The sequence below is a fragment of the Flavobacterium sp. XGLA_31 genome (assembly GCF_051547105.1).
Classification (GTDB): Bacteria; Bacteroidota; Bacteroidia; order Flavobacteriales; family Flavobacteriaceae; genus Flavobacterium.
Window position 1 is genome coordinate 1 of record NZ_JBPTTM010000004.1, and the last position, 22756, is coordinate 22756.

31 protein-coding genes are annotated in these 22756 nt (G+C 39.1%); 11 read left to right on the plus strand and 20 right to left on the minus strand.

The genetic code is table 11. The features are described 5' to 3' along the window. Positions 1–418: 418 nt before the first annotated feature. A complete protein-coding gene (locus ACSVH6_RS08765) occupies positions 419–1138 on the minus strand; it encodes a DUF4294 domain-containing protein (protein WP_438077578.1) in 720 nt (239 codons plus the stop codon). An 83-nt stretch (positions 1139–1221) separates the two neighbouring features. On the opposite strand from ACSVH6_RS08765, the gene ACSVH6_RS08770 reads away from it, so the two are divergent. Further along, the gene (locus ACSVH6_RS08770) at positions 1222–2310 is read left to right on the plus strand and encodes a M42 family metallopeptidase (protein ID WP_438077580.1); all 1089 of its coding nucleotides are present in this window, start codon (positions 1222–1224) and stop codon (positions 2308–2310) included. A gap of 75 nt (positions 2311–2385) precedes the next feature. On the opposite strand, the gene ACSVH6_RS08775 is transcribed toward ACSVH6_RS08770, so the two are convergent. The 3 genes from ACSVH6_RS08775 to ACSVH6_RS08785 all read right to left on the minus strand — a co-directional run bounded on the left by ACSVH6_RS08775 (position 2386) and on the right by ACSVH6_RS08785 (position 4541). Continuing rightward, a complete protein-coding gene (locus ACSVH6_RS08775; RefSeq protein WP_438077582.1) occupies positions 2386–2871 on the minus strand; it encodes a hypothetical protein in 486 nt (161 codons plus the stop codon). A 197-nt stretch (positions 2872–3068) separates the two neighbouring features. Further along, positions 3069–3443, minus strand: a complete 375-nt coding sequence (locus tag ACSVH6_RS08780; protein ID WP_438077584.1) for an ankyrin repeat domain-containing protein — start codon at positions 3441–3443, stop codon at positions 3069–3071. 150 nt (positions 3444–3593) lie between these two features. Then, on the minus strand, positions 3594–4541 hold the full coding sequence (locus ACSVH6_RS08785; protein ID WP_438077586.1) for a phosphoribosylaminoimidazolesuccinocarboxamide synthase: 948 nt from the start codon (positions 4539–4541) through the stop codon (positions 3594–3596). 129 nt (positions 4542–4670) lie between these two features. Here ACSVH6_RS08785 and ACSVH6_RS08790 point away from each other — a divergent pair, with 129 nt between their 5' ends. Beyond that, on the plus strand, positions 4671–5900 hold the full coding sequence (locus tag ACSVH6_RS08790) for a serine hydrolase domain-containing protein (RefSeq protein WP_438077588.1): 1230 nt from the start codon (positions 4671–4673) through the stop codon (positions 5898–5900). 9 nt (positions 5901–5909) lie between these two features. Here ACSVH6_RS08790 and ACSVH6_RS08795 read toward each other — a convergent pair whose 3' ends face one another. After that, entirely contained in the window at positions 5910–6740 is an 831-nt protein-coding gene (locus ACSVH6_RS08795) for a CvfB family protein (protein ID WP_438077590.1), read from the minus strand. Between the two features lie 119 nt (positions 6741–6859). Here ACSVH6_RS08795 and ACSVH6_RS08800 point away from each other — a divergent pair, with 119 nt between their 5' ends. From ACSVH6_RS08800 to ACSVH6_RS08810, 3 genes are read left to right on the plus strand one after another with little or no spacing between them, the layout of a single operon-like run. Then, on the plus strand, positions 6860–7354 hold the full coding sequence (locus ACSVH6_RS08800) for an RNA polymerase sigma factor (protein WP_438077592.1): 495 nt from the start codon (positions 6860–6862) through the stop codon (positions 7352–7354). A gap of 5 nt (positions 7355–7359) precedes the next feature. After that, positions 7360–8010 (plus strand): hypothetical protein, encoded by a 651-nt coding sequence (locus tag ACSVH6_RS08805; protein WP_438077594.1) that lies wholly within the window; start codon positions 7360–7362, stop codon positions 8008–8010. Between the two features lie 40 nt (positions 8011–8050). Beyond that, a complete protein-coding gene (locus tag ACSVH6_RS08810; protein WP_438077596.1) occupies positions 8051–9580 on the plus strand; it encodes a glycosyltransferase family 39 protein in 1530 nt (509 codons plus the stop codon). Positions 9581–9698: 118 nt separating this feature from the next. On the opposite strand, the gene ACSVH6_RS08815 is transcribed toward ACSVH6_RS08810, so the two are convergent. Then, the gene (locus ACSVH6_RS08815) at positions 9699–10175 is read right to left on the minus strand and encodes a hypothetical protein (protein ID WP_438077597.1); all 477 of its coding nucleotides are present in this window, start codon (positions 10173–10175) and stop codon (positions 9699–9701) included. 84 nt (positions 10176–10259) lie between these two features. Continuing rightward, complete coding sequence (locus tag ACSVH6_RS08820) at positions 10260–10619, minus strand: hypothetical protein (RefSeq protein ID WP_438077599.1); 360 nt, start codon at positions 10617–10619, stop codon at positions 10260–10262. A 242-nt stretch (positions 10620–10861) separates the two neighbouring features. Between ACSVH6_RS08820 and ACSVH6_RS08825 the strand changes: the two genes are divergently transcribed. The 4 genes from ACSVH6_RS08825 (at position 10862) to ACSVH6_RS08840 (ending at position 12843) form a co-directional block, all read left to right on the plus strand. Continuing rightward, positions 10862–11284: a hypothetical protein gene (locus ACSVH6_RS08825; protein ID WP_438077601.1), complete on the plus strand. Its 423-nt coding sequence runs from the start codon at positions 10862–10864 to the stop codon at positions 11282–11284. A gap of 67 nt (positions 11285–11351) precedes the next feature. Then, positions 11352–11705 carry a hypothetical protein gene (locus ACSVH6_RS08830; protein WP_438077603.1) on the plus strand — a complete coding sequence of 118 codons (354 nt, stop codon included), beginning with the start codon at positions 11352–11354 and terminating at the stop codon, positions 11703–11705. 30 nt (positions 11706–11735) lie between these two features. Beyond that, a complete protein-coding gene (locus ACSVH6_RS08835) occupies positions 11736–12299 on the plus strand; it encodes a hypothetical protein (protein ID WP_438077605.1) in 564 nt (187 codons plus the stop codon). A 187-nt stretch (positions 12300–12486) separates the two neighbouring features. Further along, positions 12487–12843, plus strand: a complete 357-nt coding sequence (locus tag ACSVH6_RS08840) for a hypothetical protein (RefSeq protein WP_438077606.1) — start codon at positions 12487–12489, stop codon at positions 12841–12843. Between the two features lie 288 nt (positions 12844–13131). Here the strand turns inward: ACSVH6_RS08840 and ACSVH6_RS08845 are convergent, their stop codons facing one another. Then, the gene (locus tag ACSVH6_RS08845) at positions 13132–13962 is read right to left on the minus strand and encodes a lysophospholipid acyltransferase family protein (RefSeq protein ID WP_438077608.1); all 831 of its coding nucleotides are present in this window, start codon (positions 13960–13962) and stop codon (positions 13132–13134) included. A 45-nt stretch (positions 13963–14007) separates the two neighbouring features. After that, a complete protein-coding gene (locus ACSVH6_RS08850; RefSeq protein ID WP_438077610.1) occupies positions 14008–14646 on the minus strand; it encodes an NUDIX hydrolase in 639 nt (212 codons plus the stop codon). Between the two features lie 65 nt (positions 14647–14711). Here ACSVH6_RS08850 and ACSVH6_RS08855 point away from each other — a divergent pair, with 65 nt between their 5' ends. Continuing rightward, positions 14712–15155, plus strand: a complete 444-nt coding sequence (locus ACSVH6_RS08855) for a DUF4268 domain-containing protein (protein WP_438077612.1) — start codon at positions 14712–14714, stop codon at positions 15153–15155. Here the strand turns inward: ACSVH6_RS08855 and ACSVH6_RS08860 are convergent. Further along, positions 15152–15448 (minus strand): DUF721 domain-containing protein, encoded by a 297-nt coding sequence (locus ACSVH6_RS08860; protein ID WP_438077614.1) that lies wholly within the window; start codon positions 15446–15448, stop codon positions 15152–15154. The genes ACSVH6_RS08855 and ACSVH6_RS08860 overlap by 4 nt on opposite strands. 1 nt (position 15449) lies before the next feature. After that, positions 15450–15869, minus strand: a complete 420-nt coding sequence (locus ACSVH6_RS08865) for a hypothetical protein (RefSeq protein WP_438077616.1) — start codon at positions 15867–15869, stop codon at positions 15450–15452. 436 nt (positions 15870–16305) lie between these two features. On the opposite strand from ACSVH6_RS08865, the gene ACSVH6_RS08870 reads away from it, so the two are divergent. After that, complete coding sequence (locus tag ACSVH6_RS08870; RefSeq protein ID WP_438078011.1) at positions 16306–17367, plus strand: serine hydrolase domain-containing protein; 1062 nt, start codon at positions 16306–16308, stop codon at positions 17365–17367. Between the two features lies 1 nt (position 17368). On the opposite strand, the gene ACSVH6_RS08875 is transcribed toward ACSVH6_RS08870, so the two are convergent. The 9 genes from ACSVH6_RS08875 to ACSVH6_RS08915 all read right to left on the minus strand — a co-directional run bounded on the left by ACSVH6_RS08875 (position 17369) and on the right by ACSVH6_RS08915 (position 22516). Beyond that, positions 17369–17551 (minus strand): hypothetical protein, encoded by a 183-nt coding sequence (locus tag ACSVH6_RS08875; RefSeq protein ID WP_438077618.1) that lies wholly within the window; start codon positions 17549–17551, stop codon positions 17369–17371. 6 nt (positions 17552–17557) lie between these two features. Beyond that, the gene (ftsY, locus tag ACSVH6_RS08880) at positions 17558–18511 is read right to left on the minus strand and encodes a signal recognition particle-docking protein FtsY (protein WP_438077620.1); all 954 of its coding nucleotides are present in this window, start codon (positions 18509–18511) and stop codon (positions 17558–17560) included. 135 nt (positions 18512–18646) lie between these two features. Further along, a complete protein-coding gene (locus ACSVH6_RS08885; protein WP_438077622.1) occupies positions 18647–18799 on the minus strand; it encodes a DUF4295 domain-containing protein in 153 nt (50 codons plus the stop codon). A 42-nt stretch (positions 18800–18841) separates the two neighbouring features. Next, on the minus strand, positions 18842–19024 hold the full coding sequence (gene rpmG / locus ACSVH6_RS08890; RefSeq protein ID WP_112112007.1) for a 50S ribosomal protein L33: 183 nt from the start codon (positions 19022–19024) through the stop codon (positions 18842–18844). Positions 19025–19051: 27 nt separating this feature from the next. Beyond that, on the minus strand, positions 19052–19288 hold the full coding sequence (rpmB, locus tag ACSVH6_RS08895) for a 50S ribosomal protein L28 (RefSeq protein ID WP_169524749.1): 237 nt from the start codon (positions 19286–19288) through the stop codon (positions 19052–19054). 72 nt (positions 19289–19360) lie between these two features. After that, a complete protein-coding gene (locus ACSVH6_RS08900; RefSeq protein WP_438077624.1) occupies positions 19361–20614 on the minus strand; it encodes a CinA family nicotinamide mononucleotide deamidase-related protein in 1254 nt (417 codons plus the stop codon). Positions 20615–20769: 155 nt separating this feature from the next. Continuing rightward, the gene (locus tag ACSVH6_RS08905) at positions 20770–21114 is read right to left on the minus strand and encodes an Hpt domain-containing protein (protein ID WP_438077626.1); all 345 of its coding nucleotides are present in this window, start codon (positions 21112–21114) and stop codon (positions 20770–20772) included. Then, positions 21114–21725, minus strand: coding sequence for a fumarylacetoacetate hydrolase family protein (locus tag ACSVH6_RS08910; protein WP_438077628.1), 612 nt, complete (start codon positions 21723–21725; stop codon positions 21114–21116). Before ACSVH6_RS08910 ends, ACSVH6_RS08905 begins: the two co-directional genes overlap by 1 nt. Positions 21726–21739: 14 nt before the next feature. Then, positions 21740–22516, minus strand: coding sequence for an exonuclease domain-containing protein (locus tag ACSVH6_RS08915; protein WP_438077630.1), 777 nt, complete (start codon positions 22514–22516; stop codon positions 21740–21742). Positions 22517–22756 lie beyond the last annotated feature (240 nt).

The following is a 22756-nucleotide window of genomic DNA, read 5'->3' on the forward strand; positions in this document are numbered from 1 at the left end:
CAATCCAAATCTTTTTCCCCCTTTTTTTATCTTTTTTTTAATCCACTGATATCATGTAATTTGCAAATGCAGTTGGTCGAGACTTTCAAAATCCAAAGATAAAACACCCCGGTAACCCAACCGAAAACCTGTCCGCTTTTGTCCGGAATTGTCCGCTTTTGTCTGCTTTTGTCCTAAATTGTCTGCTTTGAGCCAATTTTAAGGGGTTTTCTTCGGTACTTCTTCGATGCTTCTTCGGTACACCTTCGGCAAAACAGCTCTTTTACCGAACAACTACCGAACAAAACACCTACAGCCCCGCTCCAAAGGCAACGGATTTCCTTTAAAACGAAAAAGGAAAAGGTGATAACGAACAGCGGGAGGATGTCTTGTCAGCACAACACATCCTCCCGCTTGTAAATACAAGTATTACTGTTTTTTACTTTTTGGCGGCTTTAGTAACCCAGTATTCTGTAAGTTCATCCACATCTACCGGATTCGCAGCTTTTTGAGGTACCAGTCTGCCTCGGGTAAAGGCCCTGTCGAGAATGGTTTCGATGAGAAAGTCTTCATTGACTTCATAGGGCTCGAATTTTGTCTTGAGATTAATATCAAACAAACGCGCGGTGTTATTGGACCAAAATGCTTTCCATCCGCTTTTGTATTCTTTAATCAATTCATAGGTAGTGGAACCGGTTTGGCGGTGAATTAGCTTCACCAGAATTTGTCCCTGTTTGCGGGACAGTTTTTTTAATTGTGCCGTGAACTCGTTCTCTATATAGTCCTCCACTATTTTAAAGTACTTCTTTTTTTCGCGATTGGTTTTCATTTTATCCATATTCCTATTGAGCAACGTTAATCTGTCGGCCGCAGTTTTGGCATAGGGATATACTTTGAATACTCTGTTTTGCAACAAAAGAAACGCTTTCTTTTCTTCGGGGGTTAACTTGTCCTTATATATGATTACTTCCTGCAACACCACCGGTTCATCTAAAATAGTATCGTTTTCTTCTGTAGATACTTCTTTTTTAGAAATCGAATCGGTCACCACCTGAGCTTCAGAAGCGATTGAAAACAGGATGGCAACAACAAGAAAGAGTAACTTTTTACTCATGATATTAAATTGGTCTTTTGGGTATTCGTGAATCTTCGATTTCATGGCTACTAATATTAGGGTAAAATTAATAGAATATCATTAACAACTCTAATGCCAAATTTATATTTTAGCAAAAAAAAATATTTATGGCAATAAAATCTATACTCAACAAATCATCCCTTTCGTTTCTGGAAAGCTATTTGAATAACGCCTCACCTACAGGTTATGAATCGAATGGTCAAAAAATATGGATGAACTACCTGAAACCTTATGTGGATACTTTTATCACGGATACTTATGGTTCGGCTGTGGGGGTTATTAACCCGGAGGCTTCCTATAAAGTAGTCATAGAAGGACACTCAGACGAGATTTCCTGGTATGTAAATTACATTACAGATAACGGTTTGATATACGTTATTCGAAATGGCGGTTCCGATCATCAAATCGCTCCTTCCAAGCGTGTCAACATTCACACCAAAAAAGGGATTGTAAAAGGCGTGTTCGGCTGGCCTGCCATTCATACCCGAAACCGCGGCAAAGAAGAGTCGGCCACATTGCACAATATCTTCATCGATTGTGGTTGCTCTACTAAAGAAGAAGTGGAAAAACTGGGGGTGCATGTGGGCTGTGTGATTACTTATCCGGATGAATTCATGATTTTGAACGACAACAAATTTGTTTGTCGTGCCATCGATAACCGAATGGGAGGCTTTATGATTGCAGAAGTGGCCCGTTTATTAAAAGAGAATAAGAAGAAACTTCCGTTTGGTTTATACATCACCAACTCCGTTCAGGAAGAGATTGGGCTGCGTGGTGCCGAAATGATTACCAATACCATCAAACCCAATGTAGCCATTGTCACTGATGTGTGTCACGACACTACTACTCCCATGATTGACAAGAAAATTGAAGGCGACCTACAAATGGGTAAAGGCCCTGTTATTGCTTATGCGCCAGCCGTTCACAATACCTTAAGAGATTTAATTGTAGGTACTGCTGAGGAAAAGAAAATTCCTTTCCAACGTCATGCCACCTCACGGGTTACAGGAACAGACACCGATGCTTTTGCTTACAGTAACGGTGGTGTAGCTTCGGCTTTGATTTCACTCCCTCTGCGGTATATGCACACAACGGTTGAAATGGTACACCGTGAAGATGTGGAAAACGTTATTAAACTGATTTATGAAAGTTTGCTCAAAATAGAAAACAACGATACTTTTTCCTATTTTAAATAGTATTAAAAATAAAAAAAGATTCCGAATCGGAATCCTTTTTACTTTCGCTTGGCTCAGCGAAAGTTCAACCTAAACTTATAATTTTAAATCGACAGAAACAGCCAAGTTGTGATTAGGAACTTTGCTTGTTTTCACAGCTCTATTGATTTTTTCAAAATCCAAAGCGTACAGTTCGTTTCCTGCTGTACTTTCGATTATGGCATTGTCTTCTGCAATTCTGTCTTGCAATGTGGTTTCAATACAAAGCGGCTGAATTGCATCTTCTTTAGCTTCTGTAATTAATTTGTCTTCTGCCGTTACTTCTGCTGTTGATTTTGCATAAGCAGTTGTGATTACTGAATTAGGGTTAAAAACCACTTCTTCGCTTCCATTGTTTTCAATAGTTTCTTTTGAAAATTGTTGGTTTACGATAAGTAATTGATTTTCTTGTTGCAGACTGTCTGCACATAACGCTACCAGCTCCTGTTGATTTACATTTTGTGTATTAAACACATTTGCTGCATTGGTATTGGTTGTAAATGTTACAGCAATTAGTCCTAAAAAAATGATTGATGTTTTCATGATGATTGATTTTATATGATTGATGTTTTATTTTATTGGATTAATATCCTATGCAAATATATGTCTAAAAAAAGGTATCTTGTATTGCATAGTACTTAAATTTAACATTATTTTAACTTTTGAAACTTTCAGGAATAAACAATATTTAAGAGAAAAAGCACGGTATCAGGAGTGAAACCGTGCTTTAAATGTAAGGTTTATGCTTGTTTCAAAAGTGCTAAAGCATCTTGTGAGTTGGATAATTCAGCATATTTGGCTGCATTATTCCCTCTTTCGTCTTTAACATTTTTGTCAGCCCCTTTTTCAAGCAGGTATTTGATAATTTCTACTTTGTTGTAACGGGCTGCAAACATTAATGGTGTCATTCCGTTAGATGTTTCATTCACATCGGCACCATACTCAACGAATTTTTTAACTGTTACCAGGTCTCCTTTATAGATGGCATTACACAAAGGAGTGTTTGTGTTCACTGTTATCTCCGTTGGCGGTGCAACAGTTGATAAATTAGATGCCAATGAAACATTAGCAAAAGCCACTAAGGCTAAACCTGCAAAAATGATTGTTTTTTTCATGATGATTTTGTTTTAAAAGTTATGATTGCTGATAAGACGACCACACCCTACTTTTCGTTGCATCAATCTGTTAACTATAACAAAAATTTAACATTTTGCACAAAAAAACCACGCCTTGGCGTGGTTCATCATTATAACTTTACAAAAAGTTTACGATTGTAAAAACCGCAATACATTTTGTTCGATACGCTGGTTGATGTTTGAGATGTCTGCTTTAACAAATTTCTCTCCCAGTATGTTTTCATACAACTCTATATAGCGTTCGGAAACGGTTTCAATGTATTCGTCGGTCATGTCTGGTATTTGCTGTCCTTCTTTTCCCTGAAATCCGTTTTCAATTAACCAACGACGCACGAACTCTTTTGACAATTGCTTTTGTTCTTCTCCTCTGTCCTGTCTCTGTTGGTAACCATCAGCATAGAAATAACGAGAGGAATCCGGGGTGTGGATTTCGTCAATCAAGACAATCTTACCGTCTTTCGTTTTCCCGAATTCATATTTGGTATCCACCAAAATCAACCCTCGAGCGGCGGCTATTTCTGTGCCTCTTTGGTATAAAGCTCTGGTATATTGTTCCAACACTACATAATCGGCTTCGGTAACGATGCCATTATCCAATATCGCTTCTCTGGAAATATCTTCATCATGCGAACCATTATCAGCCTTAGTGGTAGGTGTTATTATAGGTGTTGGGAATTTATCATTCTCTTTTAATCCCTCAGGCATTGTAACACCGCAAAGGGTTCTTTTACCTGAAGCATACTCCCGGGCAGCATGTCCCGAAAGATAACCTCTGATGACCATTTCTACTTTAAAGGGTTCACATAAGTGCCCAACAGCTACATTGGGATCGGGTGTGGCGATAAGCCAATTAGGGACTATATCTTGTGTCAAGTGCATGAACTTGGTAGCAATTTGATTCAGAATTTGTCCTTTATAAGGAATCCCTTTGGGCATCACAACATCAAAAGCCGAAAGCCTGTCAGTGGCTATCATCACCAGCAATTCGTCATTAATGTTATAAACTTCACGGACTTTACCGCGGTAAACTGATTTTTGTCCCGGAAATTGGAACTGAGTAGTAGTGATTGTATTCATTATATTGTGTTGTTGTTGGCGCAAAAGTAGGTTGTTTTACAGAGATATACAACCTAAGTTTTGGTTTGATTTTTGTGTTTTATTTTCGTATGTATTAAATAATTGTTATTATTGCAATGAATTAAGATTATGAAAGTAGCCCTAGTCACATTCTTTTTATCACTGTTTTTCTATATTTCCGGACCAAGAGAAAAAAGACCTACTGCTTTTTTTGGTCATGCTGAAAATAGAGACAGTACTTCTATCACCATTCCTTTTCATGTGAAAATGGGCGGAGTTTCTGACCACTACATTCGTTCGGTAACTCCTAAAATCGATTCTTTTTACAACAAATGGATTAAATCGCCTTATTACAGCGGTGGTTTTATAGTGGCTAAAAACGGTCGTATTCTTTATGAAAACTACCAAGGTTACGCCGATACCCGTACCCACAAAGAGATTGATTCTTTAACCGGAATTCATTTAGCTTCCGTAAGTAAAGTATTGACTGCCACAGCCGTGTTGAAATTAGTGCAGCAAGACAACATCATGCTGGATCAAAAAGTAACCGATTGGCTTCCGCAATTTCCATACAAAGACATCACCATCAGAATGTTGTTGAATCACCGCAGCGGTATTCAGCCTTATTCCAGTTTCAGCGCTTTATTAAAAAAACAATGGAACAACAGAAAGGTATTATCTAATCAGGATATTTTGGATTTATTGGCCAAGCACAAGTTCAGACAGTTATTTCATACCAATACCCGATTTGATTACTGCAATACCAATTATGTATTGTTAGCCCTTATCATCGAAAAAGCTACCGGACAAAACTACCGTCAGGCCATGCAGTCGTTAATTTTCAAACCTTTGGGAATGAAAAGCACTTACGTATTCAATTACGACACCGACAGAGAAACGGCTTCTAAGTCGTACAAAGGCAACGCACAATTTCCTTGGGATCAGTTTGACGCTTTGTATGGCGACAAAAATATTTACTCTACACCACGCGATTTGGTAAAATTCGATTTGGCTACTTATTCACCTGATTTTATAGACCAAAAACTGTTACAGGAAGCTTATGTAGGCTATAGCGCTGGGAATACCGCCAAACCGGTAAAAGATTACGGATTGGGAATGCGCATGCGCTTTTTACAACCTACAGGAGAAAAAATGATTTACCACAACGGCTGGTGGCACGGAAACAATACTTCTTTCGTACCGGTGAGAAAAGATACCATTACTGTAGTATGTTTGGGTAACAAATACTCCAACCGTCCTTATGCTACACTAAATATGGTGAGTAACTTGTTTTATAAAAAACCCAAAACAACGGCTTCTGAAATCCCAAGTGAACTGGAGCTTGTTGGTGCTGAATAGAGCATTAGTTTATTCTTTCACCAAATAAATGCCGTCGTCTTTAATCTCTATTTGCTTGTTTTTGTAAAGCGACCCTATTGCTTTTTTGAACGTCTTTTTACTCATCTTCAACACCGTTTTAATGTCTTCCGGATGACTGTTGTCATTCAATCTTAAAAATCCTCTGCTGGCTCTGAGTTCGTCCAGGATTTTCTTGGCATTGGGTTCAATGTTTTCGTATCCTATTTTTTGCAGCGTCACGTCAATCTTATGATCGGGGCGAATGTTTTTGATATACCCCGTCATGCGGTCACCGGTGCGGATATCATCATACACTTGGTCTTTATAGAGTAACCCTTTGTGCTGGTCGTTAATAATCACATTAATCCCTACTTCGGTAATGTGAGAGATGATTAAATCTACTTCATCGCCTACACCTACCGTTAGGTTTTCGTTACTCAAAAACTGATTGGTTTTGCTCGAAGCTACGATTCTGTTGGTTTTCTCATCGATGTAAGCAAAAACCAAATAGCGCTTGCCTTTTTCCATTGGGCGGGCTTGTTCTTTAAACGGCACGAAAATATCTTTTTCCAAGCCCCAGTCTAAAAAGGCACCAAACTTGTTCACATAATTCACCCGCAACAATCCAAACTCATCCATCAAAATATAAGGCTCGAGCGTAGTCGCCACCGGGCGTTCCTCATGATCCAGGTACACAAACACCACCATTTCATCTCCTACGGTATATTCCTTCGGGACATACTTCAACGGAAGTAAAACGTCGTCTTTGCCATCGGTTAAAAAAAGTCCGACTTTGGTTTCGCGTGCTATGGTAAGTGTATTGTAATGCCCTATTTTCATGGTATATGCTTGTGATTTTTGAGCTACAAAGGTAAACAAAATTGAATCTTCTATCCCTAATTTAAAATTCTTAGATTTGTATTTGTAACAAAATGGGCTGCCGCCCTACTAACGAGGCTATGAGTGACCACTTAGAACAATCCTTTGTAAAACAGCTGAAGGAAAACCAAAACATCATCCACAAGATATGTAGGTTGTACACCAACGGCGAGGATGCACATAACGATTTGTTTCAGGAAATTACCATTCAGCTTTGGAAAGCCTTTCCGAAGTTTAGAGGGGAGTCCAAATTTTCTACCTGGGCGTACCGCGTGGCACTCAACACTGCTATTACCTTATACCGAAAAAGTACCCGCTCTGTAGCCACTATAAGCTACGAAGGGCAAAAGCATTTCTTGTCACAGGAGGAGTATAACTTTGAGGAAGAAGAGCAAATTAAGTTAATGTATCAGGCAGTACACCAACTGAATGATATAGAGAAAGCCTTGGTATTTCTCTATTTAGAAGATAAAGATTATACCGAAATCTCCGAAACCCTGGGAATTAGTGAAGTCAATGCCCGAGTAAAAATGAACCGAATTAAAGGAAAATTAAAAAAAATATTAAATCCCTAAGGATTATGGAAGAGTTGGATTTATTAAAAAAAGCCTGGAAAAAAGACACCCATTCTTTTACACAGGTCACCGAAACTGAGATATACACCATGATACATAAACGATCATCCTCTATTGTAAAATGGATTTTGATTATCAGTATCCTGGAGTTCGTGTTTTGGAACATCATCAGCCTGCTGTATCTGGGCGATGGCTACCTCAAGAAAAAATACGGCAACGAAATATTTGACTACATCAAAGAAATCAACACCGTTTACAACATCATCAGCTATGTTGTGGTGGCCGTGTTTATTTATTTGTTTTACCGCAACTACCGCCGCATCTCGGCCACCACCTCTACCAAACAGTTGATGGGCGACATCCTCAAAACCCGAAAAACAGTACAGTACTATGTATGGTTCAACATCGTATTCTTTGTGGTGGGGACCCTGGTGGTTTTTTATGTACAAATGAATTACGATTCAAAATACGCCGCTTACCTCAATCAGATACACGGCGACAACGGCACCACGGTACTCTGCAAAACCATCGGATTTGTTTTGCTGATTATGGGCGTGATGGTAGGACTCATTTGGTTGTTTTACCGACTCATCTACGGTATCCTGCTGCGCAAACTCAACAAGAATTACAAAGAGTTACAGAAAATAGATTTATAAGAAGAAAGTCCCCAAGCGGGACTTTTTTTAAACATAACAAATGGGAAAAAAGACTATACTATTATTAGGGTTCATTGCACTGAAATTTATACTGCACTGTTTTTTAATCAGTCCCGAATACGATTTGCACCGTGATGAATACCTGCATCTCGACCAAGGCAGACATTTAGACTGGGGGTATATCTCGGTGCCGCCTTTTACTTCCTGGGTTTCTAAATTAATTTTGCTTTTAGGAAACGATGTTTTTTGGGTTAAGTTTTTCCCTGCCTTGTTTGGCGCCCTTACTATTTACATCGTTTGGAAAACCATCGAATCCTTAAATGGCAGTTTGTTTTCCTTAGTGTTAGGGGCTGTTTGTATTTTGTTTTCGGCTGTTTTACGACTCAATATTTTATACCAACCCAATTCTTTTGACGTGTTATGCTGGGTTACTTTTTATTTCATCGTCATCCGTTATATCCAAACTCAAAACACCAAATGGCTCTTTATGGGAGCTTTGACTTTTGCATTGGGCTTTCTTAACAAATACAACATCATTTTTCTTCTCATCGGGCTGTTACCCGTGTTGTTGTTAACCAAACATTGTATGATGTTTGCCCAAAAACAATTCTATACAGCTTTACTCATTGGTTTTTTCCTAATGGCCCCCAACCTCCTTTGGCAATACAACAATCACTTTCCGGTAGTGCACCATCTCAAAGAATTGGCCGCTACACAACTGGTAAACGTAGACCGATTTGATTTTTTACAGCATCAATTGCTCTTTTTTATCGGAGCTTTCTTTGTGATTATTTCAGGCTTTGTGGGATTGTTGTTTTACAAACCTTTTAAGCCTTTTCGTTTATTTTTCTTTTCCTTTTTCCTAACCATCATCGTCTTTATGTATTTCAAAGCAAAAGATTATTATGCCATAGGACTTTATCCTGTTTACATTGCTTTTGGCGCAGTTGTTTTAGGCGAATGGCTGAAAACAGGATGGAAAAAATACCTGCAGCCGGTTGCCATTGCGCTGCCGCTACTGCTTTTTATACCGGTTTATAACATCGCTTTTCCAAATAAAACTCCAAACTATATTTTAAAACATCCTGAACTTTATAAAAAATTGGGATTACTTCGTTGGGAAGACGGAAAAGATCATACCCTGCCTCAAGATTTTGCCGATATGCAGGGCTGGAAAGAACTGGCGCAAAAAACAGACTCGGTTTACCAAAAATTACCCAACCAGCACCAAACCCTTATCCTTTGTGATAACTACGGGCAGGCCGGCGCCATCAATTACTATACAAAACAAAAAATACAGGCCGTTTCATTCAATGCCGATTATATTAATTGGTTTGACCTTACCAAAAAATACAAAAACATAATCCGGATAAAAGAAGCCGATAACAGTAAAACCGAACTTCAGAAAACCTCGCCCTTCTTTGAATCATCCTCCGTCGCCGGGGCTATAACCAACCCTAATGCCCGAGAATTTGGCACCACCATCTTTGTTTTTACCGGTGCTAAAATGGATATCAACGGTCGAATAAAAGCCGAGATAAAACAATACAAAGACTACCTTAAAGAATAATCAAACAGCTGCAAATAAAAAGTCCCGCTGCTAATAGCGGGACTCTTCTTTTGTGTTATTTTGATTATGATATCAAACCCATTTACATAAAAAAAGCGGCTTCCAAGCCGCTTTTCTGTTACAGGTGTTTATGAATCAGTTGCTGCCATTCCTCGGCCAGCCTTTGTTCTTCGTGACCGTAAACCGGTACAATATATGGACGGTTCTTGTCGTGAAACACCAGGTCATGGTGCTGTGAAAGCCCCGTTCGCGAAAAGAAAATCCATTCTACTTTTTTGACCACATTGGTCAACCCCTGCGGATTGTCGGTCGCTACAGCACATTCTTTGGTCTCCGTCAAATCGCGGAAAGCCACATAAGGTTCGCTCAAATTAAAATCAATAAAAAGCAACCCCCGGTTCACCGGGTCAATAGCCAGTGCTTTACGGTGGTGCGTAGCCATCAACTGAAACCGATACCGGTTGTTCTGACTGTATTGGGCAAAAAGGGTTTTGATTTGTTTTTCGTCTATTTTCTTCCCCTTAAGGACAAAATAAACCGGCACGACTACTATCGCCAGCAGCACAATACCAATAATAATTACAGGTGTATCCATGATATATTTTTTAAATAAAGAAATCCTGTTGCCTTCCTCACACGGGAGACAACAGCGGTTAAAACGAAAGTCTAAACCGGAGCTTTACCAAAAAAAATGATACGGAAATAAGTAACGGGAAACACTTTCGCAGCGGTCCACGTCTTGCAGAACAGTCGTAGCAGTGCCGCTGTAATGTACCGCGCGGCTTAGGATTAGAGACCCGGTCAATACCACATCGCCCGACGGCATCGGTTTGGCCGCGTGCTCCACGCCCACTCTAACCAAAAGGACTTGGGGTTGCAACAACTCTTTAGCCAAGACTGGCTTGCCTTTCACCAGCGTTAACGCCTTGGTTTCGGGAGCAAGGCTACCGGGCACCACCGTTTTGGCCACGGCCATAGTGCTCCACAGCAACAGCAGTACCCCAATTTTACCCCACGCTAAGAATCGCTTCGTTCCCATAGCGCAAACATAACCCTTATTCCCCAAGAAAAGTGGTAAAAGAAAGTTAAAAGCACCCCGAAATAATAGTATAAAACAAACCGTTAAAGGTTTGAAACAGCCATTTTACTGATATAGCATTAAACTTGTTTTTGTACTCTTTTTTGTATATTGCAGTATACTTTAAAAAAAGACATCAAACTGAAGGTATTTGCAAGTTACCAACAAGAGTAAACCAACTTATTAAAGAGAAACTATACAGCATGAAAAAACAAATTATAATTACTATTCTGTTTTTAATTTTTTCTAAATTTCAATGTATAGCTCAAGAAAACAATAAAACAATTGACAGTACAAGTTTCGCAAGACAAAAGAGTTTTCAAGAGCATGTAGATTTATTACTTAAAACAAAAAATCTGAGTTTTGAAGATAAAAAAAGGTTTTATTATGATGTTTTAGATACTAAAGAAAAAGCTAGACATTTTGCAATAAGTCTTGCTTTAATGAACTATCCCAAAAACAAATTTTACATAGAAAAGTACATTCAGATTAGTGAAGACAAAACAAAGAAGTTATGGTTCATAACTACATACTTAGGAGAACCGCATAAAGTTAATGATGGTGAATTAAGTATAATAGTTAATAAGAACGACTGCAAACTGATTTTGTTTACTAATTACTTTTAATAATACCCCCCGCTACAGCGCGAAACAAAAGTCGGTAATTTTGAAAACGTTTTCATAAACAAGAAAAATGGAATATTTAAATAATTTGACACAGACAAAACGAGAATGGCTTTCAATTGGAATAACAATTCTAATTGCTGGATTAATGACAATATGGGGAATATACGGTATCGGTGAATATGGAATGGCGCTCTTTATATTAACTCCTATTTTCATAGGTTTTGGTTCTACCGTTTTCTATGGTTACAAAAGAGAAATAACAAGAAAAGAAGCTATTTGGATAGGATATAAAAGTCTTGGAATATTTACATTAGGATTAATTGCTTTTGCTATTGAAGGTTTAATTTGCATAGTAATGGCAGCACCCATTGGTATTTTCTTTACTTGGATTGGTAGTTTAATCGGATATTCAATTATTTAAAAAAAACCTGCCTCTACTCCAACAGCTTTATTGATATTACTGGCATTTATTCCGTTGACATCTTTTGTTGAGAAAAAAATAAATCCGAGTATAACTTCTGTTACAACATCAATAGTTATCAATGCTGACGTAAGTACTGTCTGGAAAAATGTAATTGAGTTTCCTCAATTAGATGAACCAAAAGAATTCATTTTTAAAACTGGAATTGCTTATCCAATAAACGCAGTCATTGTTGGTCATGGAGTTGGCGCTGTGAGACATTGTAATTTCACTACAGGAAGTTTTGTAGAACCTGTTACTGTTTGGAATGAAAATAAACTGCTAAAGTTCGATGTTGTTGAGCAACCGGCGCCAATGAAAGAATTAAGTTTTTGGAATATCGATGCTCCACATTTACACGATTATTTCGTTTCTAAAAGAGGGCAATTTAAACTCATAAAACTGTCAAATGAGAAAACATTACTCGAAGGTACAACATGGTATTACGACAATATTAAACCTGAAATATATTGGAAACAATGGAGTGATTTAATTATCCATAAAATTCATAATCGAGTATTAGAACACATAAAAAGTGTTTCTGAAAACAAGTAAATACTCCCCCCGCTTCCGCGCGAAACTAAAGGTTCGACCAAGTCAATCCTTTCGCATGGTCTCTAAAATCAAACAACCAAGCACATTTTTTCATTCTTAATACCACACCTAAAAGGCAGCCCTCGGGCTGCCTTTGCTTATACAATAAAACACGCTACAACCGCGGCAACATCACCAACACTTCCTCATGCCTCCCTCAGCAAAAAATAAGAAACCAACCAAAATACCACCAAGACAAGTCAAAACACAACAAAGAGAAACCAAAACACAACAAAGAGAAGGCAATACACAACAAAGAGAAGGCAATACACAACCAAGAGAAGCCAATACACAACAAACACATACCAAAACCCAACAAACACATGCCAAAACCCTAGCAAGAGAAGCCAAAACACGACCAAGAGAGGTCAAAAATCAAAAAAGAGCAACTATTCAACCACAAAGACCACACAAAACACAACAAAGACCTTCCGTTTCATACAAAAGCAATCCCTTCCACTACCATACAAAACCCAAAGTTCAAAAAAGTCAATCCTTCGAGTAGTATTTTAAACCCCCTCCCAAAACCAACTTTCCAGTATTTCCAAGGTCTCCCAGCCGTCAAACGGGCTTCGGACTCAATCAAACAGGCTTCGGACTCACTCAAACGTGCTTCGGACTCACTCAAACGGTCTTCTGACTCACTCAAACAGGCCTCGGACTCCTACAACCCAATAACTGAAGCTTTAAAATGGGTATCGGACCACGACAAGCCCACTACGAAACCCCAAAATCCGACATCGGAACACGAATTATTTGCTTTGAAGCAACCCAACTGCAATAAAAAATCCCTCTATTGAGGGATTTTTGTTTTATCTACATGCCATTGGCGAAGCTTGTTGAGGCGCTCTTGTTCGGCCAGTTCTTCGGCAGGTATCACGTTCAGGAACGAAGGATGTTGCTCTATGGCATAGGCCACTTTGTCTACAATCTCTTCTATCGTTTCGTTTTCATAATCAATTTCCAAAGGTGGCTTGATGATAAACGACTGCAGTATGTTTTTCTTTTTCATGCGCAGTCCCTTTTTGTCAAACGAACGACGAAAACCGTCAATCACTATAGGCACTACGATGGGTTTGTGCTGTTTGATGATATGGGCCGTCCCTTTACGCACGGGTTTAAACGACTTGGTGGTGCCCTGCGGAAAAGTAATCACCCAACCGTCTTCTAAGGCTATGCGAATGTTTTCGGTATCGTTCGGGTTGACTTCGCGCTTTTCAGTGACGTCCTTACCCCCGGCACGCCAGGTTCTTTCTACACTGATGGCCCCCACATAAGCCAAGATACGCGGCAACAAACCGGCTTTCATCGTTTCGGAAGCGGCTACATAATAAATATTCATTTTGGGTTGCCACAAATAACCCACGTTTTTAATGCTGTCTACCCTACCCGAAAGGCTGGCGTTAAACACGTGAAACATCGCCACAACATCGGCAAAATAAGTTTGGTGGTTGGAGATAAAAAGTACGTTTTTATCGGGCAGCCCTTTGATAATCTCAGAGCCTTCGATATGCAGTTCGTTAAATCCGCGGTAGCGTCGGTGGGTAATCACCCCAAAGATGCGGATCAACCATTTTTTGATAAAGAGTATATGACCAAAAGGATTTCGTTTGAACAATCCCATAATTCCATTTCATTTTAGGATGGCAAAGCTACAAAAACTTAAGATTTATAAAACCATTTTCAATGTTTCTTTAAGTTCGCTGAGCATCATGGCGGTAGCACCCCAAATAAAATGTTCATTCACCTGAAAACCGGGTACCTCAAAAGCATCGGCATAAGAGGTTTTCATGATTTTATTCTTCAGAATACTATCGTCTAAAAAGTCGGCCAAAGGCAATTCAACCAAACCGGCAACTTCTTCTTCCTGTAAAACAAACTGCAACTCATGATGACTGTACCCCATAAACGGATACACCATAAAATTACTTGGCGGAATGTACACTTGGGTAAACGGGCGAATGACCTGAATACAATCGGGGTGAATGCCAACTTCTTCATGGGTTTCCCTGAGTGCTGTGGCTTGTAAGTCGGCATCAAAATGTTCAACCTTTCCACCCGGAAAAGCAATTTGAGACGAATGCACACCATTATAGGAGTTGCGGAGTATGAGTGCCAAATGCGTTTGGGCATCTTTAGGATAAAACAACATCATGACGGCAGCCTGACGGGGATTGATTTTAGAGAAATCAACAGATTTGAGTAATTCCAGGCGGTTGGAAGGAGCCATTTTGGCATGAGCCTGCGTTGCCGGTAACTCGACATTTTGTATTTTTGGCGGATATTTGAGAAACTCGTCAAAGTGCATGATGTAGGTTTTAAAACATAAAGTTACCTCAAAAATGTATAGCACGCCAATTTTAATCCACTAAAATGTACAGTAAAGAAGAAGCCCAACGTATTAAAAAAGAATTCTGGACCGCTTTTGCCGAAGCCTATCCGAGAAAATGGTTGCTGTATGATACTAAGATTAAGGACGTTACTTTCAAGTTCTACATTGACAATAAAAAGGCTCAGGTACAGTTAGACATTGAACCGAAAGATGAGGAAAAACGCAAAATTTATTTTGAAAAAGTTCAATCGTTACAAACCATTTTGCTGGAAGAATACCTCCCTGAAGCCATTTTGGAACGCAATTTTTACTTAGAAAACGGCAAAGTAATCAGTCGTATTTGGGTGGAAAAGTTGGGCGTGAGTTTAAACAACAGAGCGTATTGGCCGGAAATCTTTGATTTTTTCAGTGAAATGATGACCCAGTTTGAGTACTTTTTTTACGAATACCAGGACTACATCAAAGATTTGGAAATTAATACTTAACGAAGTATTACTTCTTTGACCACTTCTTTACCCAATTCCTCGTTGATGATTTTGATGATTTTGTCTTTGCCATAGCTCAACTCCTCACGAAGTACCGCTGAAGTCAAAGAGACATAAAGCGTCGAACCTTTCAGGACAACTTCTTTGGTATAGCTATTGACACCGTTGCCCATCAATGATTTCCATGCCGCTTCCACATCAATGCGATTCATGCCGCCTTCGAGCTTATTCACCTGAATAAATTCTTTGAGGACATCGCCTATTGCGCTTTCATTGCTGAGTCGTTTAGCCATGTTATTTAAGTGAAAAAGGGGTGAAACGTTTGTATTCGTATTGTAGTTTTTCTTTGTTTTGGAGTACCAAAACCGAGTCGGCTATTTCGATAATCTCTTCTTTCCATTTGCCGTATGAAGTGCTGTACTCAATGAAATAGTCATTATTATCCACTACAATTTTAATATTCTCTTTGATACCGTTGGTGGTAAACTTGCCATCAAACTGCGGCATGACTTTTTGACGAAAGCCTGCATTGTTTTTTACTTCAAAAAAATCAACTGTTTCATTGACCTCATAGTCTTTTTTTTCGCCATTAGACAGCTTCACTTGCTTGATTTCCCAGTAACCGTTAAGCTTGGTTAAGTCTTCTTTTTTGACGGCTGTATGACAGGAAATCAGTAGCAAAGTAACGATAAGCAAACTCACTTTTTTCATCATATGGGAATATTGGATTAGAGAGCAAATTTAATTGTAAAATTGATTCTTGACGGCTAAAAACAAAATATTGTTATCAACATTAAACCAATTTGTATCTTTAAGGTCTTACGACAAATAAAAAAATTAATCTATGAAAAACCTTTCCGTATTGCTGGTTCTTTTTGTGAGTTTAACTTGGTCGTGTTCTAATGACAGCAGCAGTGCTGAAGCCACATTGGCAACCCTAACGACAACTGCATGTACTGCAACGACAAATACTACAACAGTCAGTGGCGGAACTATTACCGCTGACGGAGGGGCTTCAATCACACAAAGAGGGGTTTGCTGGAGCACGAATCATAATCCCACCACTGCAAACAGTAAAACTACTGACGGAACAGGCAGTGGAACTTTTACCTCAACCATCACCGGATTAACTCCTAACACCACCTATTACATTCGAGCATATGCTACCAATAATGCCGGTACGGCTTATGGCCCCGAAGTAACCTGCACTACAGCCGAAGCCATGTACTTCCCACCGAATGACGGCAGTGATACCTGGGACACTAAAGCGTTGGCCGATTTAGGGTGGAATCAAAATGCCGTGCAACCTTTGTTAGATTATTTAGAATTGAAACACTCCAAATCCTTTATGATTTTGGTCAATGGCCGAATCGTGATGGAAAATTATTTTAACGGTCACAGTGCTACTACTCCTTGGTACTGGGCCAGTGCCGGAAAAACACTGACATCTACCGTAACAGGTATAGCGCAGCAGGAAGGCTACATCAACATCAACAACAAAGTTTCGGATTATATAGGAACCGGCTGGACCAATGAAACCTTGGCACAGGAAAATCTTATTACATGTAAAGATTTATTATCAATGACTTCGGGCATTGATGATTATGTCAATGGCGTATACAGCGACGATGTGACTCCTTCCAGTCTGAATTATAAAGCTGATGCCGGGACCCGATGGGCTTACAGTAATGTCTATGTTAAATTACAAGATGTAGTAGCTCAAGCCACAGGACAAAGCTGGAGCACCTATTTCAACAACAAGTTACGGGACAAACTCGGCATGACCGGTTCATGGTTGGCTTCAGGAAATAATATTGTATATTGGAGTACTACCAGAAGTATGGCCCGTTTTGGGTTGATGGCTTTAAACAACGGCAACTGGAACGGAACTCAGGTGGTCAATCAGGGGTATTTCAGTACGGCTACCAATACTTCGCAAAATATTAATTTATCGTATGGCTATTTGTGGTGGTTGAATGGGAAGGCCAGTTATCACATGCCGCAAAGTCAACTGCAGTTCCCTGGCAGTATCATTCCTTCCGGGCCTAATGATATGTTTATGGCTTTAGGGAAAAACGATCAGAAAATCTATGTGATTCCGAGTAAAAAGATGGTGGTCATCCGAATGGGTGATGCAGCCGACAACGTCAATCTGGCGTTATCCGACTTTGATGATGTCCTTTGGCAAAAGATTTCTGCCTTGTATCAGTAAACTATTTTTTATTTAGTAAACGAATGGTACCGTAGACAAACAAAAGGAATGCGATCAAACGCAATCCCATAAAAATATTGGGTAATGGTTTCTGAATGAAATAGGATAACACCGCTATTGCAATACTAATCACTATAAGCTTTACAGCTGAGGCTTCTTTAAAAAAGTGTACCATTTTATTCATATGCTTTTATTTAAAAAACGAATCTACGAATTCAAATTTATTAAAAACCTGTAAATCTTCAATACCTTCTCCTACTCCGATGTATTTCACCGGAATTTGGAATTGATCAGATATTCCAATCACCACTCCGCCTTTAGCAGTACCGTCTAACTTGGTTACCGCAAGACAACTTACTTCGGTTGCAGCAGTGAATTGCTTGGCTTGTTCAAAGGCATTCTGACCGGTTGAACCGTCTAAAACCAATAACACATCATGAGGAGCATCTTCAACCACTTTTTGCATGACGCGTTTTACTTTAGTCAATTCGTTCATCAGATTCACTTTATTGTGTAAACGCCCTGCTGTATCGATAATCACGACATCAGCATTTTGAGTCACGGCACTTTGCAGCGTATCAAAAGCCACAGAAGCCGGATCACTTCCCATTTGCTGTTTTACAATAGGCACGCCTACCCTATCAGCCCAAATCTGCAATTGATCAATCGCAGCAGCACGGAAGGTATCAGCAGCTCCCAACACTACTTTGAATCCTGCTTTTTTGAATTGATAGGCCAATTTACCAATGGTGGTTGTTTTTCCAACCCCATTTACACCAACGACCATAATTACATACGGTTTTTTATTAGCCGGAATGTTGAATTCACTCTCTTCACCTGATTTAGTTTCCGAAAGCAAACCCGCAATTTCCTCACGAAGAATCTGATTGAGTTCATCGGTGCCCAGGTATTTGTCATTGGCCACACGTTCTTCAATACGTTCGATAATTTTCAGGGTGGTATTTACGCCTACATCAGAGGATACTAACACTTCTTCCAAATTATCCAGAACCTCATCATCCACCTTTGATTTACCGGCAACAGCTTTTGTCAGTTTGGAAAAAAAGGAAGTTTTAGTTTGTTCTAACCCTTTATCGAGGGTTTCTTTTTTCTCGGAGGAGAATATTCTTTTGAAAAAACTCATGGTAACGGATTGAAATTCGAAAATTTATGCGGCACTCGAGCCTCGTTTGGTAACGAGGCGAACTGGCGAAGCAAATATAAAAATAAAAAAGCTACTTCCGAATGAAAGTAGCTTTGATATATAGAGTTTGTTGAATTATTTCTTTGTCAAGAAACTATCTACTTCTTCCGGAGACATAATGCTTTCCACAAAAGTGTATGCACCTGTTTTCGGAGATCTCACCATCTTAATAGCTTTGGTTAATCTTTTTGAAGCGGTTTGTAACGTTGCTACGGTTTTCTTTGCCATGGTTTAAATGTATTTTGAAATTTTCAGTATAAAAACTTCTAATTATTTAATTTCTTTGTGAACAGTCATTCTCTTTAAGATTGGATTAAACTTTTTAATCTCTAATCTGTCCGGAGTATTTTTTTTGTTTTTCTTGGTGATGTAACGTGAAGTTCCTGGTAAACCAGTTGCTTTGTGCTCTGTACACTCTAAAATAACTTGTATTCTATTACCTTTCTTTGCCATCTTACTTTATTTTTAATAGGTTACGAATTAACCAATGAATCCGTTAGCTTTTGCATCTTTCAATACAGCGGCTAAACCTTTTTTATTGATTGTTTTAATTGTAGATGCCGCTACTCTAAGCGTAATCCATCTGTCTTCTTCAGCAAGATAGAAACGTTTTTTAACTAAGTTTACAGAAAACTTTCTCTTAGTTTTGTTCATAGCGTGAGAAACGTTATTTCCTACCATCGCTCTTTTACCTGTAAGGTCACAAACTCTTGACATTATGCTTTTCTTTTATCGTTATTCAAAATCAGGGTGCAAACTTAAGGAAAATAAATCATTGTAACAAAAAAATTATTGCAGATTTTTCAAAATTTCTTTCTGCAGTATTTCAAAGGCTTTATTTGACGCTCTATCTATCACTTTTTCACGTGGTTGTCCAAAATTAAACTCTTCTACCAAAACTTCCTTCGGAGTAGCCAACGCAATAAAAACAGTGCCAACTTCGGCTTTTCCGGCTTCAGATGTTGGTCCGGCATTTCCGGTAGTGGCTATCGCATAGGTTGTTTTCAACTTTTTTTGCACTGCCAAAGCCATCGCTTCGGCTACTTCAGCACTCACCACATCAAACTGTTCTATCAGAGCTTCTTCAACCCCTAAGATATTGATTTTAGTTTCTTTGGAGTACGTCACCACACCACCTTTGAAGTATTGTGATGCACCTGCCACAGCGGTAAACATTTGGGCTATTTTACCTCCGGTGCAACTCTCTGCCGTGGCTATGGTTTTTCCCTGTTGCGCAAGCAATCTTCCAAGGACAACTTCTATCGTATCTTCTTCTTCAAAACCGACTATAACATCTCCGATAATCTGAGTTACTGATGCCACATTTTCCTGAATGGCTTGCTCCAGAAGTTCTTTGTTTTCCCCTCGAGCAGTGAGTCGCAAGCGCACCCTTCCCGGAGCCGGTAAATAGGCTAATTTGATAAATTCGGGCAAGTTGTTTTCCCAAGCTTCTATTCGTTCGGCTATCATACTTTCGCCTTGGCCGTAAGTCATTAAGGTTTTATGAATGATATAAGGTCGTTTGAATTCTTTCACGATTCTGGGAACGATTTCATTGTCGACTATATATTTCATTTCATAAGGCACTCCGGGTAATGAAATAAAGATGGTATTTTCTTTTTTCATCCACATCCCGGGGGCCGTTCCCATCTGATTGAACAGCACTGTACACTTGGACGGAACTAAGGCCTGGTCACGATTCAACTGTGTAATTGGTCGTTTGTAGAAACCCTCTATCAATTCAATAACATGCGATTCCACTCTGGGATCAACTACCAGGGTATCTTCAAAATATTCGCAAAACGTTTTCTTGGTAATATCGTCTTTAGTTGGGCCGAGTCCGCCGGTTATGATAACCAAATCAGATTGATTCTGAAGTTGGGTGAAGGTATTTAAAATGTGCTGTTTATCATCTGAGATAGAGAGCATCTCTTGGGTTTGCACTCCAATTCGGTCTAAAGCTTTTGCAATATACCCGGAATTGGTATCCACAATTTGCCCAATCAAGATTTCGTCGCCAATAGTAACTATGGTAGCTTTCATTTCAATTTAAGCATTGGAATTTTTAAGAATTTCTAAACGTAAAGCGCAACAGTAACGGTTATAATGTCATCTCCTTATTTCAGAAAGAAACGTGGCAGTAACAGAAAATCGCCATTACTATAATCCGCTATTTTTCGAACTATTCGCTTACTGTTTTAGATCTCGAAGTCCTTTTTGATTTCTTTAACGGCTTTGTCAACCTGACTTTGAATACTGGCGAAGGTATCAACAATTTCTTTGCGTTTGCCTTCTCTTTTGGTCCAAGCCTCCACCTGAAGAATTTCTTCAAATGCTACCGACATCCCTAATAAATCCAGTGTTGGTTTTATTTTATGGGCATAGCTGTATGCTAATTTATGGTCTTTTTCTTTGATGCCCAAATCAATTTGTTTCATGTCTTCGGGTACTTCGGTCACAAACAACGTAATGATTTGCATCACAAATTCGGGATCATTGTCTGAAAGCGCGTAAACTTTTGCTAGGTTGTAGTTAATTGCCATTATTTAATGTGTAATCTTAATACTTTTTTATTTTCTATAAATCCCTCCAAAACATCGCCAGGGCTTACTTTTCCGACGCCTTCCGGAGTTCCTGTGAAGATAATATCTCCTGTTTTAAGCGTAAAATACTGCGAAACATGTGCTATAATCTCATCAATTTTCCAAAGCATGTGTTCGGTATTTCCTTGTTGCACCGATTCACCATTTTTGGTCAACTCAAAAGTAATATTTTCCGTTGAAACAAAGTCATTTTTCGGAAGAAAGTCACCAATAATCGCTGAACCGTCAAAAGCTTTGGCTTTTTCCCAAGGCAACCCTTTTTCTTTGAGTTTGGCCTGGAGGTCTCTTGCTGTGAAATCAATTCCTAATCCTATCTGGTCGTAATACTTGTGTGCGAACTTAGCATCGATGTATTTACCCACCTTGTTTATCTTGACCAGAATTTCTACTTCGTGGTGAATGTCGTTACTGAATTCGGGAATGACAAAGGCTGTTTTGTCCGAAAGCACGGCAGTATCCGGTTTGAGAAAAATAACCGGTTCGTCAGGACGCTCATTGTTGAGTTCCTCGATATGCTTGACGTAATTTCTTCCGATGCAGATGATTTTCATACCGTATATTGAAATTAACTGAATTTATTGTTTAGTTTTCTCAATTTTATTCCGGTTAAAACCTTCTTTGTATACAAGGGAAATTCAGCGTTTTGAATCCAACCGAAATAGCCCGGTTCTTTATCTAAAACCTCATCTACCAAGGCTCCTTTGTGTTTTCCGAAGGTGAAAATTTCCTGTCCTTCGGCATTCAGCGCAATGAAACCGGCAAAGTCAACTGATTTTTTTCGGGTGGTGAACTCGGATAATGATTTCATGTCATTCTCTAAATCGTTGTAACGATCGAGTTGTGCTTTCAGGATTTCGTAGGTTGCCATGGTATCGGCTTCTGCCGAATGCGCATTATCGAGGTTCCCGTTGCAATAAAACTTGTAGGCGGCACTAAGGGTTCGTTCTTCTTTTTTGTGAAAAATAGTTTGGACATCAACAGAGACTCTGTTCTTCATATCAAAGTCGACTTCTGCGCGCAGCAATTCTTCTGCCAATAGCGGAATATCAAATCGGTCTGAATTGAATCCGGCCAAATCTGCATCTTTTATCATGGCATGTACCTGACCCGCCAGCTCTTTGAATGTTGGCTCGTTAGCCACTTTTTCATTGGAGATTCCGTGTACGGCTGTAGCAGTTGCCGGAATGGGAATTGTGGGGTTCACCAGCCAGGTTTTGCTTTCTTTATTGCCGTTGGGATAGACTTTAAAAATGGAGATTTCGACGATTCGATCTTTGGCCACATCAATTCCGGTGGTTTCTAAATCGAAAAAACAAATAGGCCTGTTGAGTTTTAATTCCATTGTAAAAAGTTAAGTCGACAAATATAAAATATTGCGGTTACCGTTGGTCGATAATTTAAAAAGATTTGGTTTTTTTTAATCTCTTTTGACTGTAGGGAGCAAAATAAGTACGAGATATAAAATAAGGAACCAAAACAGCACTATGAGATGTCGCCATTATACCATGAGGAAGCCAAAATGTACTGTAAGTATAGCAAAAGACAAAAAAAATGTGTTAAAAAGTAAAAGTACATTTGTAAA

Excerpts from the sequence above, each read along its gene's own strand:
- ftsY (WP_438077620.1), bottom strand. The coding sequence starts at position 18,511 with ATGAGTTTTTTCAAAAGAATATTCTCCTCCGAGAAAAAAGAAACCCTC.
- ACSVH6_RS08860 (WP_438077614.1), bottom strand. The coding sequence starts at position 15,448 with ATGGCTAAACGACTCAGCAATGAAAGCGCAATAGGCGATGTCCTCAAA.
- ACSVH6_RS08765 (WP_438077578.1), bottom strand. The coding sequence starts at position 1,138 with ATGAAATCGAAGATTCACGAATACCCAAAAGACCAATTTAATATCATG.
- ACSVH6_RS08900 (WP_438077624.1), bottom strand. The coding sequence starts at position 20,614 with ATGAAAGCTACCATAGTTACTATTGGCGACGAAATCTTGATTGGGCAA.
- ACSVH6_RS08795 (WP_438077590.1), bottom strand. The coding sequence starts at position 6,740 with ATGAAAATAGGGCATTACAATACACTTACCATAGCACGCGAAACCAAA.
- ACSVH6_RS08810 (WP_438077596.1), top strand. The coding sequence starts at position 8,051 with ATGGGAAAAAAGACTATACTATTATTAGGGTTCATTGCACTGAAATTT.
- rpmG (WP_112112007.1), bottom strand. The coding sequence starts at position 19,024 with ATGGCAAAGAAAGGTAATAGAATACAAGTTATTTTAGAGTGTACAGAG.
- ACSVH6_RS08825 (WP_438077601.1), top strand. The coding sequence starts at position 10,862 with ATGAAAAAACAAATTATAATTACTATTCTGTTTTTAATTTTTTCTAAA.
- ACSVH6_RS08875 (WP_438077618.1), bottom strand. The coding sequence starts at position 17,551 with ATGAATAAAATGGTACACTTTTTTAAAGAAGCCTCAGCTGTAAAGCTT.
- ACSVH6_RS08845 (WP_438077608.1), bottom strand. The coding sequence starts at position 13,962 with ATGGGATTGTTCAAACGAAATCCTTTTGGTCATATACTCTTTATCAAA.
- ACSVH6_RS08790 (WP_438077588.1), top strand. The coding sequence starts at position 4,671 with ATGAAAGTAGCCCTAGTCACATTCTTTTTATCACTGTTTTTCTATATT.
- ACSVH6_RS08855 (WP_438077612.1), top strand. The coding sequence starts at position 14,712 with ATGTACAGTAAAGAAGAAGCCCAACGTATTAAAAAAGAATTCTGGACC.
- ACSVH6_RS08775 (WP_438077582.1), bottom strand. The coding sequence starts at position 2,871 with ATGAAAACATCAATCATTTTTTTAGGACTAATTGCTGTAACATTTACA.
- ACSVH6_RS08785 (WP_438077586.1), bottom strand. The coding sequence starts at position 4,541 with ATGAATACAATCACTACTACTCAGTTCCAATTTCCGGGACAAAAATCA.
- ACSVH6_RS08865 (WP_438077616.1), bottom strand. The coding sequence starts at position 15,869 with ATGATGAAAAAAGTGAGTTTGCTTATCGTTACTTTGCTACTGATTTCC.
- rpmB (WP_169524749.1), bottom strand. The coding sequence starts at position 19,288 with ATGTCAAGAGTTTGTGACCTTACAGGTAAAAGAGCGATGGTAGGAAAT.
- ACSVH6_RS08820 (WP_438077599.1), bottom strand. The coding sequence starts at position 10,619 with ATGGGAACGAAGCGATTCTTAGCGTGGGGTAAAATTGGGGTACTGCTG.
- ACSVH6_RS08850 (WP_438077610.1), bottom strand. The coding sequence starts at position 14,646 with ATGCACTTTGACGAGTTTCTCAAATATCCGCCAAAAATACAAAATGTC.
- ACSVH6_RS08885 (WP_438077622.1), bottom strand. The coding sequence starts at position 18,799 with ATGGCAAAGAAAACCGTAGCAACGTTACAAACCGCTTCAAAAAGATTA.
- ACSVH6_RS08840 (WP_438077606.1), top strand. The coding sequence starts at position 12,487 with ATGCCTCCCTCAGCAAAAAATAAGAAACCAACCAAAATACCACCAAGA.
- ACSVH6_RS08800 (WP_438077592.1), top strand. The coding sequence starts at position 6,860 with ATGAGTGACCACTTAGAACAATCCTTTGTAAAACAGCTGAAGGAAAAC.
- ACSVH6_RS08770 (WP_438077580.1), top strand. The coding sequence starts at position 1,222 with ATGGCAATAAAATCTATACTCAACAAATCATCCCTTTCGTTTCTGGAA.
- ACSVH6_RS08830 (WP_438077603.1), top strand. The coding sequence starts at position 11,352 with ATGGAATATTTAAATAATTTGACACAGACAAAACGAGAATGGCTTTCA.
- ACSVH6_RS08905 (WP_438077626.1), bottom strand. The coding sequence starts at position 21,114 with ATGGCAATTAACTACAACCTAGCAAAAGTTTACGCGCTTTCAGACAAT.
- ACSVH6_RS08815 (WP_438077597.1), bottom strand. The coding sequence starts at position 10,175 with ATGGATACACCTGTAATTATTATTGGTATTGTGCTGCTGGCGATAGTA.
- ACSVH6_RS08780 (WP_438077584.1), bottom strand. The coding sequence starts at position 3,443 with ATGAAAAAAACAATCATTTTTGCAGGTTTAGCCTTAGTGGCTTTTGCT.
- ACSVH6_RS08915 (WP_438077630.1), bottom strand. The coding sequence starts at position 22,516 with ATGGAATTAAAACTCAACAGGCCTATTTGTTTTTTCGATTTAGAAACC.
- ACSVH6_RS08805 (WP_438077594.1), top strand. The coding sequence starts at position 7,360 with ATGGAAGAGTTGGATTTATTAAAAAAAGCCTGGAAAAAAGACACCCAT.
- ACSVH6_RS08910 (WP_438077628.1), bottom strand. The coding sequence starts at position 21,725 with ATGAAAATCATCTGCATCGGAAGAAATTACGTCAAGCATATCGAGGAA.